This window comes from Bradyrhizobium sp. AZCC 2230 (assembly GCF_036924495.1).
In the GTDB taxonomy this organism is placed as follows: Bacteria; Pseudomonadota; Alphaproteobacteria; order Rhizobiales; family Xanthobacteraceae; genus Bradyrhizobium; species Bradyrhizobium rifense.
In genome coordinates this window covers 2,730,766-2,745,507 of the sequence record NZ_JAZHRS010000001.1, presented here as the reverse complement: position 1 = coordinate 2,745,507, position 14,742 = coordinate 2,730,766, and the positions used below count along the sequence as shown (strand labels likewise).

7 protein-coding genes are annotated in these 14,742 nt (G+C 63.7%); 1 reads left to right on the top strand and 6 read right to left on the bottom strand.

Translation table 11 applies throughout. The features are described 5' to 3' along the window. Window positions 1–296: 296 nt before the first annotated feature. Window positions 297–8,684: a beta strand repeat-containing protein gene (locus tag V1280_RS13450; protein WP_334524297.1), complete on the top strand. Its 8,388-nt coding sequence runs from the start codon at window positions 297–299 to the stop codon at window positions 8,682–8,684. Window positions 8,685–9,060: 376 nt separating this feature from the next. Here the strand turns inward: V1280_RS13450 and V1280_RS13445 are convergent, their stop codons facing one another. The 6 genes from V1280_RS13445 to V1280_RS13420 form a co-directional block, all read right to left on the bottom strand. Then, window positions 9,061–9,897, bottom strand: a complete 837-nt coding sequence (locus V1280_RS13445) for an ABC transporter substrate-binding protein (protein ID WP_334524294.1) — start codon at window positions 9,895–9,897, stop codon at window positions 9,061–9,063. Window positions 9,898–9,961: 64 nt separating this feature from the next. Then, window positions 9,962–10,444, bottom strand: a complete 483-nt coding sequence (locus V1280_RS13440; protein WP_334524291.1) for a MaoC family dehydratase — start codon at window positions 10,442–10,444, stop codon at window positions 9,962–9,964. Window positions 10,445–10,453: 9 nt separating this feature from the next. After that, window positions 10,454–12,037: an acyl CoA:acetate/3-ketoacid CoA transferase gene (locus V1280_RS13435; protein ID WP_334524288.1), complete on the bottom strand. Its 1,584-nt coding sequence runs from the start codon at window positions 12,035–12,037 to the stop codon at window positions 10,454–10,456. Window positions 12,038–12,041: 4 nt separating this feature from the next. Beyond that, the gene (locus V1280_RS13430; RefSeq protein ID WP_334524285.1) at window positions 12,042–13,184 is read right to left on the bottom strand and encodes an acyl-CoA dehydrogenase family protein; all 1,143 of its coding nucleotides are present in this window, start codon (window positions 13,182–13,184) and stop codon (window positions 12,042–12,044) included. Between the two features lie 12 nt (window positions 13,185–13,196). Further along, window positions 13,197–13,565: a tautomerase family protein gene (locus tag V1280_RS13425; protein WP_334524281.1), complete on the bottom strand. Its 369-nt coding sequence runs from the start codon at window positions 13,563–13,565 to the stop codon at window positions 13,197–13,199. 3 nt (window positions 13,566–13,568) lie between these two features. Then, entirely contained in the window at window positions 13,569–14,639 is a 1,071-nt protein-coding gene (locus V1280_RS13420; protein ID WP_334524279.1) for a LacI family DNA-binding transcriptional regulator, read from the bottom strand. Window positions 14,640–14,742: the final 103 nt, after the last annotated feature.

The window sequence follows — 14,742 nt, the reverse complement described above, 5'->3', positions numbered from 1 at the left end:
CGGAGTACCCCCTTTGGGTCGACGGAATAGTCCGTCGTCCTGCTACAAATTCCTACTAAACGTCGTGCAATATCGAACCGGCCGCCGGCGGCAGCGTTAGCGCCGAAGGCGGACAGAGATCATCTATCTGTGGGTCCGGCATGCGCGTTGGCGCATCGGGGGAGGAAGACTGGATTGCGAAGCCCCGCCAAACGTTGACTTGCGAATTTCAGTAAATCGTACCGCGGCCCGGCTAAATGTTCCGCGGCAACGCGAATGTTCCAAGATGTGGCGACTCGGACAGAGGGAGCATTAAGGTGAGCTATTCCTCGACCATCCAGACATCGTTTTCCGGGCCATCGACCACCAGCACTTATCCGCCGCACAACGGTTTTGCCGTCGGGTCGAACTACGTCGTAATGATCGACGGGTCGCAGATCGAATGGACGAACCTGACTGGCGGATCGCCAACCGTGCAGTCGATCTACAGTTTCTTCTCGCCGCTATCGCCGACCGGCGGCCTTTTCGATCAGCGCGTCGTCTACGACAGCGTTAATCAGCGCTTCGTCGCGATGATGGAATACCTGGCGCCGGACGGCACCACCACCAGCATCGATATTGCGGTCTCCAAGGATTCCAATCCGAACGACGGCTGGACCTTCTCGCAGCTCAATACGACCATCACGATCAACGGTCAGTCGACCGACTCTGATCGCCCGACGTTGGCGGTCGACGGTTCGAACGTCTACATCTCGGCAGCACAGTACAACATCAACGTGTCCGGTTACGCCGGCACGGAAAACTGGGTGATCGGCGATACGGCCGGTGCGGGCGGCGGCATCTATGGCGGCGGCACGTTGAGCGTGACCGCAAGCGAAGTCATGCCGTCGACGCAGGACATCTTCGCCGTTGCAGCCGGCAACAATGGCAAGACCTACTACGCGAGCGACTTCTCCAGCGGAGGCCAGGTCGTCGTTGCCCTGCAGACCTACGACAAGACCACCAACACATTCAGCACCACCAGCACCGTCGCCCTCGGCAATATCGACCAGGGCGGCAGCTACACTGCCCAGCAGCAGGGGACGAGCCTCCTGCTCGATGCCGGCGATAACCGCGTTGCCAACATGGTCTATGCCAACGGCTTCCTCTATGGCGTGGCCGAGATCAAGCCGGTCGGCTCGAGCGTGCCGCTGGTCCACTGGTTCAAGATCGACGTCAGCAATCCCAGTGCTCCGGCCCTCGTGGCGCAGGGCGATATCTCCGGCGCTGCAATCGGCACCAGTGTGGCGACGTTCAATCCATCCATCGCGGTGGACGCTTCGGGCGATGTCATCATCAACTTCACCGCCAGCGGCCCGAACATGTATCCGGCGGACTACTATGTCTTCCAGGGCGGCAGCGATCCCGTGGGCTCGTTCAGCGCGCCGGTTCTGTATCAGGCGAGCACCAGTTTCTTCAACTCGGGCGATGGAAACAGCGTGCAGCCCTGGGGTGCCAATTCATCGGCCACCGTCGATCCCAACAATCCGAACTCGTTCTGGATCTCGAATGAATATGTCGCCAGCGGCTGGTGGCAGACGTCGGTCGCCCGGATCGGCATCCAGAGCTCGACGCCAGGTCCGGCCATTTCTTCGATCGCGGCTTCCGGGTCCGGCATCATCAGCGGCAGCGGCGATCTCAATGGCGGCAAGGTGGTCACGCTGACGGTGACCTTTAGTGCGGCCGTCACGGTCAACACCACCGGCGGCACGCCCACGCTGACCCTCAACGATGGCGGCACGGCGAGCTATACCAGCGGCTCGGGTGGCACGGCGCTCACCTTCAGCTACACGGTGGCGGCAGGCCAGAACACCGCCGATCTCGTCATCTCGTCGTTCAACCTCAACGGCGGGACCATCGCCGATGGCAGCGGCAACGCCGCCAATTTGGCGGGGGCCACCAACTACAATCCGGCCGGAACGCTTCAAATCGACACGACGGTGCCGACGATTGCCTCGATCACCGCGACCGGTACCGGCATCACCAACGGCAGCGGCAGTGTGAGCACCGGCCAGGTCGTCACGTTGACGGTCAATCTCAGCGAAGCCGTGACTGTCAACACCACCGGCGGCGCGCCGACGCTGACCCTCAATGATGGCGGAACGGCAAGCTACACCGGTGGCACGGGCAGCACCGCGCTCACCTTCAGCTACACGGTGGCGGCCGGCCAGACCACGTCCGATCTCGCCATCTCGGCCCTCAACCTCAATGGCGCGGTCATCAGCGACGGCGCCGGCAACGCCGCCAATCTGTCGGGCGCCACCAACTACAATCCGACCGGCACGCTGCAGGTTAACTTGACGGTGCCATCGATTGCCTCGATCGCGGCTTCCGGGACCGGGATCACCAATGGCAGCGGCGATCTCAACGCCGGCCAGGTGGTCACGCTGACGGTCAATTTCAGTGCGGCTGTGACGGTCAACACCACCGGCGGCGCGCCGGCGCTGACTCTCAACGATGGCGGCACGGCGACCTACACCGGCGGCTCGGGCGGCACTGCACTCACCTTCAGCTATACGGTGGCGGCAGGCCAGAACACCGCCGACCTCATCATCTCGTCGCTCAACCTCAATGGCGCGGCCATCACCGATGGCAGCGGCAACGCCGCCAATTTGTCGGGGGCCACCAACTACAATCCGGCCGGCACCCTGCAGATCGACACGACGGCGCCGACGATTGCCTCGATCGTCGCGACCGGCACCGGCATCACCAACGGCACCGGCAGTGTGAGCACCGGCCAGGTCGTCACCTTGACAGTCAATACGAGCGAGGCCGTCACGGTCAACACCACCGGCGGCACGCCGACGCTCGCGCTCAACGATGGCGGGACGGCGACCTACACGGGCGGCACAGGCAGCACCACGCTCACCTTCAGCTACACGGTCGCGGCAGGCCAGACCACATCCGATCTCGCCATCTCGGCGCTCAACCTCAACGGCGCCGTGATCAACGACGGAGCTGGCAACGCCACCAACCTGTCGGGCGCCACCAACTACAATCCGACCGGCACCCTGCAGGTCAACCCGACCACCGCCGCCAGACCTAGCCACATCGTCGTCCTGTCCCTGGAAAACGAGAACTACGCCGACATCGTAGGTAGTTCCCAGGCGCCTTACCTGAACTCGCTGATCGCTCAGGGGATGTTGTTCACCAACTACAACGGTGTGACTCATCCGAGCCAGCCCAATTACATTGCCCTGTTTTCCGGCTCGACGCAGGGCATCACCAACAACGGCAGCTTTCCCCAGTTTCCGGCCAGCGTTCCGACGCTGGCGAGCACGCTCGCCGCCAGCGGTTACACCTTCGGCGGTTACGCCGAAACCAATGCGGATCCCGAACGCCAACCTTGGAGCCACTTCGCCAATTCGGCCAACACTGCTCACGATTTCAGCGCCTTTCCTCAGACCGCGGCCGGCTTTACCAACCTTCCGACCGTCTCCTATGTTTCGCCCAACGACGCCGACAACATGACGCCGACGAGCGACAACGGCGGCGGGATTCCGGCGGGCGACGCCTGGGTCCAGGCCAATCTCTCCGCCTACGCGGCCTGGGCGCAGGCCAACAACTCGCTGCTGATCGTCACCTTCGACGAAAACAACACCAATCCAGCGGTGACCTACCCCAATCACGTTGCGGCGATCGTCGCCGGCGGAAGCGTCCCGGCCGGGGCCGTCAACGACTCGCCGGCTGACCCCTATTCCCTGCTTGCCACGATCGAAAGCCTTTATGGCGCTGCGGCGATCGGCGCCAGCGCGGGCGTGACGGCACTCAACTTCTATTCGTCGACGCCGGCGAGGGCGTTCGCCTCGGTCACTCGGTCATTTTCGGGATTGTCCGATCCGACCAACAATCCACCGCAAAATGCGTTAGCCGTAGGGCCGAATTACATTTTCACCGCCGAGACCACTCACTACGCGATAACCGACCTTAGCGGCAATCCAATCGTATCCAACGGATCATTGTATAGCTTGTTCTCGGCGCTTGGCGGCACGCTTGACAACGCCCTTCTCGACGCGCGCGCCGTCTATGACAGTTCGACCGGGCGCTATGTGGTCATCGCCGATAATTTTCAACCAGGAGGCGGGAATTTCGCTACCAATGTCGACGTCGCCGTGTCGGTGGACAGCAATCCGAGCGACGGCTGGTATTTGGCTTCGATCGATACGTCCAACGGCGCCACGACCCAGTCGGACATGCCCTATCTGTCGGTCAGCAACGGCAAAATCTACATCTCCACGCCCGAATTTTTGGACGCGGGAGGCGGCTACAACAACGGCGAATTCGTCGTCAACGAAAGCAGCATCATAGCTGCTGGTAACCGCGCGATCACGCCTGACGCCAGCGCTAGCGTGCCAGGGACCGCCAGCATCATGCGCAACGTCGCCGGCGACAACGGGGTGACCTACTATTTGAGCGCCCATTCGACCGCCAGGCAGACCGCGCTCACATATCAGACGTACGATCCGACGCATGGCTTCAGCGGGACCCAGACGATCTTCCTCGGCGACGCCGATGTGGGAGGGGGCGGAAGCAACTTCACCGCCGCGCAGTTGGGCACGACCAAGAGGCTCGACATCAACGACGGGCGCATCCAGAGCCTTGCCTACACCTCCTCCGGAGGACACAATTACGTCTACGGCGTGAGCGAAGCCATGCCGAGCGCAGGATCGCTCGCGCAAATCGAGTGGTTCAAGCTCGATGTCACCGACCCCACGAATCCGCAATATGTCATCGGGAACGTCATTTCCGGCGCGTCCATCGGCACGGGTGTCGCCGTGTTTGACCCTTCGATTGCGGTCGACAAGAACGGCGACGTGCTCATCAATTTCTCGGCCTCCGGGCCGAACATGTATCCTTCCGACTATTATATGGTGCTCGGCGCCAGCGCTTCCGCTTTCAGCGGGCCGACGCTTTACCAGGCGAGCAGCACGTATCTCGATTCCGGAAGTCTGAACGACCAGCGTTGGGGGACCTATTCGACCGCAATAGCCGATCCAAACAACCCAAGCGGGTTCTGGATCTCGAACGAATACGTGGCCAACGGCTGGTGGCAGACGGTGGTCGCTCAGATCGCCGTCCAGGGAACCGCGGCAACGGCACCGACGGTCTCTTCGATTGTGGCCTCGGGTACCGGCATCACCAGCGGTGCCGGCGATCTCAATGCCGGCAAGGTGGTCACGCTGACGGTCAACTTCAGCGCGGCCGTGACCGTCAACACCACCGGCGGCGCACCGACGCTGGCCCTCAACGATGGCGGCACGGCAAGCTACACCGGCGGCTCGGGCGGCACCGCGCTCACCTTCAGTTATACGGTGGCGGCAGGCCAGAACACTGCCGATCTCATCGTCTCCGCGCTGAACCTCAACGGCGCGGCCATCACCGGTGGCAGCGGCAACGCCGCCAACCTGGCGGGCGCGACCAACTATAATCCCGCCGGCACCCTGCAGATCGACACGACGGTGCCGACGATTGCCTCGATCGCGGCGTCCGGCACCGGTATCACCAACGGCAGCGGAAATGTGAGCACGGGTGCGGTTGTCACCCTGACGGTCAATCTCAGCGAGGCGGTGACGGTCAACACCACCGGCGGGACGCCGACGCTCGTTCTCAACGATGGCGGCACCGCAAGCTACATCAGCGGCTCGGGCAGCACCGCGCTCACCTTCCGCTACACGGTGGCGGCGGGGCAGACTACGGCCGATCTCGCTATCTCGTCGTTCAACCTCAACGGCGCGGCGATCACCGACGGCGGCGGCAACGCCGCCAACCTGTCGGGCGCCACCAACTACAATCCCGCCGGCACCCTGCAAGTCAACCCGACGGCGACGACGGTTGCCTCGATCGTGGCCTCGGGCACCGGAATCGCCAGCGGTGCCGGCGATCTCAACGCCGGCAAGGTAGTCACCCTGACGGTCAACTTCAGTGCGGCCGTGACGGTCAACACCACCGGCGGCACGCCGACGCTCGCTCTCAACGATGGCGGCACGGCTAGCTACACCGGCGGCTCGGGTGGCACTGCACTCACCTTCAGCTACACGGTGGCCGCAGGCCAGAACACCGCCGATCTCATCGTCTCCGCGCTGAACCTCAACGGCGCAACCATCACCGGTGGCAACGGCATTGCTGCCAATCTGACAGGGGCCACCAACTCCAATCCGGCCGGCACGCTTCAGATTGATACGACGGCGCCGACGATTGCCTCGATCGTCGCGACCGGCACCGGCATCACCAACGGCACCGGCAGTGTGAGCACCGGCCAGGTCGTCACCCTGACAGTCAATACGAGCGAGGCCGTCACGGTCAACACCACCGGCGGCGCACCAACGCTCGCCCTCAACGATGGCGGTACAGCGACCTTCATCAGCGGTTCTGGAAGCACCGCACTCACGTTCAGATACACGGTGGCGGCGGGCCAGACTACGTCCGATCTCGCCATCTCATCGTTCAATCTCAACGGCGCCGTCGTCAGCGACGGAGCCGGCAATGCGGCCAACCTGGCCGGTGCGGCCAACTACAACCCCGCCGGCACCCTGCAAGTCAACCCGACGGCGACGACGGTTGCCTCGATCGCGACCTCCGGCACCGGCATTACCAACGGCGCAGGCGATCTTAATGCCGGCAAGGTGGTCACGCTGACGGTCAACTTCAGTGCGGCCGTGACGGTCAATACCGCGGGAGGCACCCCGAGGCTCGCCCTCAACGACGGCGGCACGGCGAGCTACACCGGCGGCTCGGGCAGCACAGCGCTCACCTTCAGCTACACGGTGGCGGCGGGCCAGAACACGGCCGATCTCATCGTCTCCGCGCTGAACCTCAACGGCGCAACCATCACCGGTGGCAACGGCATTGCTGCCAATCTGACAGGGGCCACCAACTCCAATCCGGCCGGCACGCTTCAGATTGATACGACGGCGCCGACGATTGCCTCGATCGTCGCGACCGGCACCGGCATCACCAACGGCACCGGCAGCGTGAGCACCGGCCAGGTCGTCACCCTGACAGTCAATACGAGCGAGGCCGTCACGGTCAACACCACCGGCGGCACGCCGACGCTCACCCTCAACGATGGCGGCACGGCGAGCTACACCAGCAGCTCGGGTGGCACCGCACTCACCTTCAGCTACACGGTGGCGGCGGGCCAGACCACGTCCGATCTCGCCATCTCGGCGCTCAACCTCAACGGCGCGCTCATCAGCGACGGCGCCGGCAACGCCGCCAATCTGTCGGGCGCCACCAACTACAATCCGACCGGCACCCTCCAGGTCAACCAGACTACCACCAGCACCGGTGTACCGAAGTACAGCCATATCGTGGTCGTCGTTGAAGAAAACCACAACTATGACCAGATCGCCGGCAATAGCCAAGCACCTTACATCAACAGCCTCATGGCCGGCGGCGCATCGCTAACCAACATGACGGCGGAGGCTCATCCAAGCCAGCCGGACTATTTCGCCCTCTATGCCGGCTCGACATTCGGCACCACCGATGACAACTCCTACAGCCTTCCGGATCCAACACTTTACACGGTCTTGCACAACGCGGGTCTCTCGTTCACGGGCTATGTGGACGAGGGCGGAATTGGCAGTGACTTCAACCACGACCCCTGGGTTTCATTCCCCGAGGGCCGCACGGTTCAAACGGATTTCACCAGCTTTCCAGCGCTTTTTGCCAACGGGAATTATTCGAGCCTGCCGACCGTCTCGTACGTCATTCCCAGCGTGAGTAACGACATGCACGACGGGACGATCGCGCAAGGCGATACATGGCTTCAGCAGAACCTCAGCGCCTATGCCCAGTGGGCGGTCAACAACAATTCGCTGCTGATCGTGACCTGGGACGAAAATGACGATTCGACCTCCGAGGCTGCTTCCAACCAAGTTCCAACACTCTTGTATGGCGCCAACGTGGTCCCGGGAAACTACAGCACCGCCTACAATCACTACAATCTTCTGAGCACGATCACGGCTTCGTTGGGCTTGACCGCTCCGAACAACGCCGCGACAGCGGCGCCCATTCAAGTGTTCGGGACGGCCGCTGGGGCGGCCGCGCCGACGGTGGATCAAGACGGGGTGGCCGAGAGTCCGCCACTGACCATCAGCAGCAATTCGCTGACGGTGCAGGCCGGAGGATCCGTTGCGTTGGGCATCACCGCGACGCCCGTCGACTCCGACGACCAACTGTCTCTGAGCATCACCGGTTTGCCCAGCTACGAGTCGATCACAGCCCCTGCCGGAAATACTGTCACGAGCAGCCTTCAATCCAACGGAACCTACACCTGGACCATTACCGAAGGCTCCTCCACGACAGGCCAGCCGCTCACCGGGCTGACGCTGTCGTCGAGCTATACCGGCACCGACCATCCGGTCGCTACGTTCACGGTGACGGCAAGCAACACGACTACGGGCGAAACCGCGACATCGGGGTCGCAGACCATGACGGTGACCGATCCTCCGGCGGGCCCGTCTGGTGGTGGAGCCGTGTCGTTGCCGGCTGGCACCGCCATCGGTTGGCCCCAGGGGCATATCGACCGCCTTGCAGCGCTGATGGATCAATTCTCGGCAGCCGGCTTCCGAGGAGGCCCCTCTGGCCCGATCTCCTCGGCGTTCTATCCGCAAGCCGGCCCGGAGAACCAGTTCCTTGCGGCTCCTCATTTCCACCCGGGGTAAGACCGGAGGGACGCGGCTCGCTCAGCTCCAACGGTCCGTTCGCGCCATCGTCGGCATCGGATTGCCTCGGCAATCGTGCCGTGTCCTGCACGTCCAAGATCACGATCTGTTCCGACGGGCTGTCCCGTCCTGTCCGGACGTAACTCCCTGAGTCCCGGGCCGAATTTTCGTGTTGTCCGAATTTGTTCTCAGGCGGCCAAACTTTGTTCATGGCCGTTGTTCATGTTGGTCATCATGTGGCCGAATTCTGTTCATGCCCCCAATGGACTAATCGGAAAACGACCCTGCCCCGCGCTTAGCCAGCGCTTGTTGCATCGAGGCCGCCTGCGGTGCGGGTTGGCAGCGTTCCCCGCGACCATGAGGTAGCGCAAGCTCGTCAATTCGTCGGCCCATCCCCCCTGATCGCGAACGTCGTCGTCTTCAGCTTGGTCATGCCAAACTTGTCGAACAGCTTGTCATAGGTGCCGTCGGCGCGGGCCGCGGTGAGGGCGTCGGCGAAGGCCTGTGCGAGCTGCTTGTCGCGGAAAGCAAACGTGATGTCGGTGCCGGCGATGTCGCGGACCCAGATCTTTGCGATGCCCTTTTGCTCGAGCGAGTTCGCGGTTTCGTTGATGTTGAGCGCGGCCTCGAGCTGGCCGGCGCGCAGCGCCGCCGAGGTGGCGGTCACCGTGGTGAAAGTGCGCAACTCGATCGGCTTCAGGCCCTTGGCCTCCATCGCGGCGTTGAACTCGCGCGCCTTGCGCTCGGTGTAGGTCGCCGATTCCACGCCCACCACGCGGCCGGCGAGATCCTCGAACTTTTCCAGCTTCAGGCTGGAGGAGGGATCGGTGTAGATGCTGATCGCCTGTTGTGCGTATGGCACGAGGTAGAGCATCTTCGAGCGCTCCTCGGTCCAGAACAGGCCGGTGTTGATGGCATCGAAGCGGCCCGAGCGCAGCGCCGGGATCATCGGCGGGAAGTCCATGCGCAGGAAGACAGCCTCGATGCAGAGGCGCTTGGCGATTTCCCTTGCGAGCTCGACATTGAGACCCTGCAACTCGCCCTTGTCGTCGACGAATTGCTGTGGCGGCAGCGTCGGGTTGATCGACATCTGCCATTTCGGCGCCTCGATCAGGCTCGATGCCGGCACTTTTGGCGTACAGGTCTCGGCGCTGGCTGCGTGGGAGAGGCCGACCAGCAGGACGAAGGCGGAGAAGGTTTTGGGAAATCGCATCAAAGTACTCCTGTCAAATCGTGGTGGCAGTTGAGCCGTCTCCGGTCCGACGTCCTGTTCATGGTCACGTGGCTGCCGGCGCATCGACTTGCCTGGTTAGGATCAGCGAGGTGTGGCGGGCCGCCGTCACGACCTCGTCGCGCTGGTTGAGCAGGTCGAGCATCTCGACGACGATGCCGCGCTCTGGATTTTTGGTGGGCCGCTTCTCGACGAAGCGCAAGCGGACGCGCAAGGTGTCGCCGGCGACGATCGGCCCTTTGAACTTCACTTGGTCCCAGCCGAGCGAGGCGACCGAGGTCTCCTCATACAGCTTCAGCTCGGACTTCAATCCCTCCATCAGCGACAGGCCGAACAGCCCGTGGCCGATCACCGCGGGAAAGCCGCGTGAGCGCGCGTAGCTTCCGTCGATATGAAGCGGATGATGATCGCGCGTGACGTCGGCGAAGGTCGCGATATCGGCCTCGGTCACGGTGTGAACGGGAGTCTCGAACTCCGCGCCCAGCGCGATGTCCTCGTAACGGAGATTGATGGGAGCGCTCGTGTCCATGCCGATCCCTCAGGCGACCTTGCGCGGCCGCGCCGGCAGCGCCTTGAAACCCTGTGCGATCCCCATCGGTCCGGACCGGAAGATGCGTGGGTCCATATCCTTCAGTTGCGGGCTGATGCGTGGCTTGAAGCCCATGTTCGCGAGGATGTCCTCCTCGAGGCGCACACCCGGCGCGACCTCGGTCAAGGTCAAGTGGGCGTTCTCCAGCTCGAACACGGCACGCTCGGTAACGTAGCTGACGTGCTGGCCGCGCTGCGCGGCGAGTGAGGCGCTGAAACTGATCTGGCCGACTTGCGGCACGAATTTGCGAAAGGCGCCGTCGCGCCGGATCGCGAGGCGGCCGTTCTCGACGCCGATGTCGAACTTGCCGCCGGTCATGGTGCCGCTGAATATCAGCCGCTTGGCGTTCTGGGTGATGTCGATGAAGCCGCCGGAGCCGTCGCGGCGTTCGCCGAAGCGGGTGACGTTGACGTTGCCGGTCTCGTCTACCTCCGCGAAGGACAGGAAGGCGCAGGAGAGGCCGCCGCCATCGTAGAAGTCGAACTGATAGGCCTGGTCGAGAATGACGCGCGGATTGATCGCTGTGCCGAACTCGCGGGCATGCCCGGGCACGCCGCCGACCACGCCGGACTCCACCGTCAGCGTGATCAGGTCAGAGATGCCTTCCTCGGCCGCGACATTGGGGATCATCGCGGAGATGCCGACGCCGAGATTGACGACGTCGCGCGGGCGCAGCTCGAAAGCGGCGCGGCGGGCGATCACGCGACGCTCGGTCAGAGGATCGGGCGCGATCAGTGCCACCGGCACGCGCGTCTCGCCGCAACGCGCCGGATCGTAGATGGTGCCGTAAGTCTGCATCTGGTCGGGTTCGAGCACGACGTGGTCGATCAGGAAGCCGGGGATCTTGACCATCTGCGGATGGATCGAGCCGCGCTTCACGATGCGCTTGACCTGACATATCACGGTGCCGCCGGCATTGTGCACGGCCTGCGCGATCGAGAGGTCTTCGCGCGTGGTGCCCTCGTGCTCCATGCTGATATAGCCGTCTTCGTCGGCGGAGGTGCCGCGGATGATGGCAACGTCGGGCGGGGCAGGGACGCGGTAGAGCAACCATGACTGGCCGTGCAACTCGAGCAGGTCGACCAGCGGCGCAGTGGTGCGCTTGTTCATGCGGCCGCCGTCCTGGCGCGGATCCATGTAGGTGTTGAGGCCGACATGGGTGAGCACGCCCGGATGCTTCGCCGCCATGGCGCGGCAGAGCTGGCTCATGACGCCCTGCGGAAAGTTGTAGGCGTCGATCAGCTCGTCGCGAACCAGGCGCATGAACGGCACCTGGAGACCAAAATTGCCAGCGATCACGCGCGCGATCAGGCCTTCATGGGCGAGATGGCACAGGCCCTTCTCTGTCACGGCGCCGACGCCGGTGATGTTAATCAGCGTCAGCCCGTGCGGCCCGTGGCCGCCGAGGAAGCGCTGTTCCAGCGCGTCGAGAATCGCTTCGGCCGCGCCCGTGCCGCCATTGCCGCCGACGATCAGCGTATCGGTGTCGCGGATCAGGCCGGCAGCCTCTTTCGCCGTGATGATGCTCAGCATGCCCTCACGCGGCCTCCTTCTCGACCTGGCGAGCGATGATCAGCCGCTGGATCTGGTTGGTGCCCTCGTAGATCTGGGCAAGGCGCACGTCGCGGAACAGCCGCTCGATGCGGTATTCGCGCGAATAGCCGTTGCCGCCGTGGATCTGGAGCGCGTTGGAGACATGCTTCATCGCCATGTCGGTTGTGAACAGCTTTGCCTGCGCCGCCTCCTTGGCGATCGGCTCGCTGGCATCGTGCAGGCGCGCGGCGTGGTGGATCAGCAGGCGCGCAGCGGCGATATCGGTCGACATGTCCGCGAGCATGAATTGCACGGCCTGGAAGCCGATGATGGCCTGGCCGAACTGCTTGCGGTCTTTTGCGTAGGCGGTGGCGTCCTCGAACGCGGCCTGCGCCATGCCGAGCGCCATCGAAGCCATCATCAGCCGGCTGAAGTTAAAATTGCTCATCGCCATCTTGAAGGCTTGGTTCTCCGGTCCCATCACGCTGTCGGCCGGCAACTGGACATCAGAGAAGGTGATCTGGCAGTCGTCGAGGCCGTGCATGCCGAGCAGCTCTTCGTTCTTGCCGCGGGCGATGCCGGGCAGGGCACCCTCGACCAGCAGGCACGAGATGGAGCGGTGGCCGGCATCCGCGCCGGTGCGCGCGAACACCATGATGCGGTCAGCAACGCCGCCGAGTGTCACCCAGGCCTTGGTGCCGTTGAGCCGCCAGCCATTGCCCTCGCGCACCGCGCTGGTGCGGATGCCCGCGACGTCGGAGCCGTGGTCGGGCTCGGAGACGGCAGTGGCGGGAATGATGTTGCCGCTGAGAATTTTTGGGATCAGCGCCTTGTGCGCATCGGTGCCGTGATGGTCGAAGAACAGCACCGCCTCGACCGGAATGGCGAAGGCATTGGCGACCGCGCCGGAGCAGCGCGCCAGCTCCTCCATCGCGATGCACGCCGCGACCGCATCGAGCCCGGCGCCTCCAGCGCCTTCGCGCAGGCAGATGCCGAAAAGGCCGAGATCGGCCATGCCTTTGTAGAGCGAGCGATCAAAGCGGTCCTCGCGGTCGATCGCGGCCGCGCGCGGCAGGATCTCGGCCTCCGCGAAGCGGCGGGCGGTATCGCGGAGAGCCTTCTGATCCTCTGTGTAAAAGCGGTCCATGGCGTGCTCCCGTCAGTCGCTGGCGAGCTTGGAATCGTGGGAGACCTCGCTGCGGTCGCGGTCGAGGAAATAGACGGCGACGTCATCACCGGGCACGCCATAGGCGCTGCACACACCGCGGGTCAGCGCGATGGCGGCGGCGCGGCGCTCGGCCTCGCTGCGGCGGAACGCGTGCACTTTGAGCAGGATTCGCTGGCCGGTGACCTGAGCGCCGAACGTGCCGGCATGGGCGTAATCGTCCGGTGCAACCGGCAGAAAATAGAGCGTGACGGTATCGGCGGTGACGCCGAACGCCGACATCAGACCGTCAGTCACCGACCTCGCCAGCGCAGCCTTGCGCTGGTTCGGGACTTGTGGGGCGAGCACCTCGACATAGGGCATCGATCAGACCTTCGCGGACTTAGCCGCAGATGATTTGGATTTGGAAGACTTGGGCTTGCTTGCGGATTCGATCGGACGGCAGGAGTCGCGCTTTATGAGACGCGCACCGACGCGATATTCGCGGACGCCGTCATGGCCGTTGCCTTTCGCATCCATGCGCTGCAGCAGCCGGTCGACCGCGAGATTGGCGAGATCGCGCGCGCCGTTATCGACGATGCTGATGGCCGGGCGATGCCATTCGAACCAGGGCATGTCCTCGTAACAAAGCAGCGAGAGATCGTCGGGGATCGCGATGTTCCGCTCCGCGGTGACACGGAGCACGCCGAGCGTCGCCTCATGGTTGGCGACGAAGATCGCGCTGGGCGGGCGGGGGAGGTCGAGTAGCTTGCGGGCGCAAGTCGCGCCGGTCTCGGGCACGAAATGGCCGGCATGGATCAATGTGTCATCCTTGGCGATACCGGCCTCGCGCAACGCGCGGACATAGCCGGACAAGCGTTCGCGGCCGGACGTCGTGTCCTGACGGCCGACGATCAGGCCGATGCGCTTGTGCCCAAGCTCGATCAAATGCCGCGTGCCGAGATAGGCGCCTTGCGGATCGTCGGCGAGCACGGTCTCGAGATCAGTTGCGTCATCGCGCCGCACCAGGCAGACGATCGGGACATCCTTCGCCAGCGCCTTGAGCTGCGGGCCGTTCTTGCCTGTCGGCACCACGATCAGCCCGTCGATGCGGTGATCGACCAGCGTGGTGAGCGTATCGCTCTCCTGCTCGGGATCGTCGCCGCCGATGCACAGAAGCATCTGATAGCCGAGTGCTTTCAGGCGTGCCTGTATCACCTCGGCCATCACCTGGAACGAGGCGTTGGTGAGGTTGTGGACGAGAAGCGCGACGAGGCGCGACTGTCCAGTCTTCAGGCCGCGCGCGATCGGGTTCGGTCGGTAGCCGAGCTCGCGCGCGATGCGCGTCAGGCGCTGCTGCGTGCGCTCGCTGGTCAGGCCCGTTCCGGTCAGCGCACGGGAGGCAGTGCTGATCGAAACGCGGGCCGCCTGTGCCACATCTTTGAGCGTGACGCTCATCAAACCTGCCGATAGACTGCAAACGATTGCAAAAATCTATGAGCTAATTCCACGCGGATCAAGCTCAAAAAATGGATGGTGGTGCCCAATGCAGAGCCAGTTT

Excerpts from the sequence above, each read along its gene's own strand:
- V1280_RS13425 (WP_334524281.1), bottom strand. The coding sequence starts at position 13,565 with ATGCCCTATGTCGAGGTGCTCGCCCCACAAGTCCCGAACCAGCGCAAG.
- V1280_RS13435 (WP_334524288.1), bottom strand. The coding sequence starts at position 12,037 with ATGCTGAGCATCATCACGGCGAAAGAGGCTGCCGGCCTGATCCGCGAC.
- V1280_RS13420 (WP_334524279.1), bottom strand. The coding sequence starts at position 14,639 with ATGAGCGTCACGCTCAAAGATGTGGCACAGGCGGCCCGCGTTTCGATC.
- V1280_RS13440 (WP_334524291.1), bottom strand. The coding sequence starts at position 10,444 with ATGGACACGAGCGCTCCCATCAATCTCCGTTACGAGGACATCGCGCTG.
- V1280_RS13445 (WP_334524294.1), bottom strand. The coding sequence starts at position 9,897 with ATGCGATTTCCCAAAACCTTCTCCGCCTTCGTCCTGCTGGTCGGCCTC.
- V1280_RS13430 (WP_334524285.1), bottom strand. The coding sequence starts at position 13,184 with ATGGACCGCTTTTACACAGAGGATCAGAAGGCTCTCCGCGATACCGCC.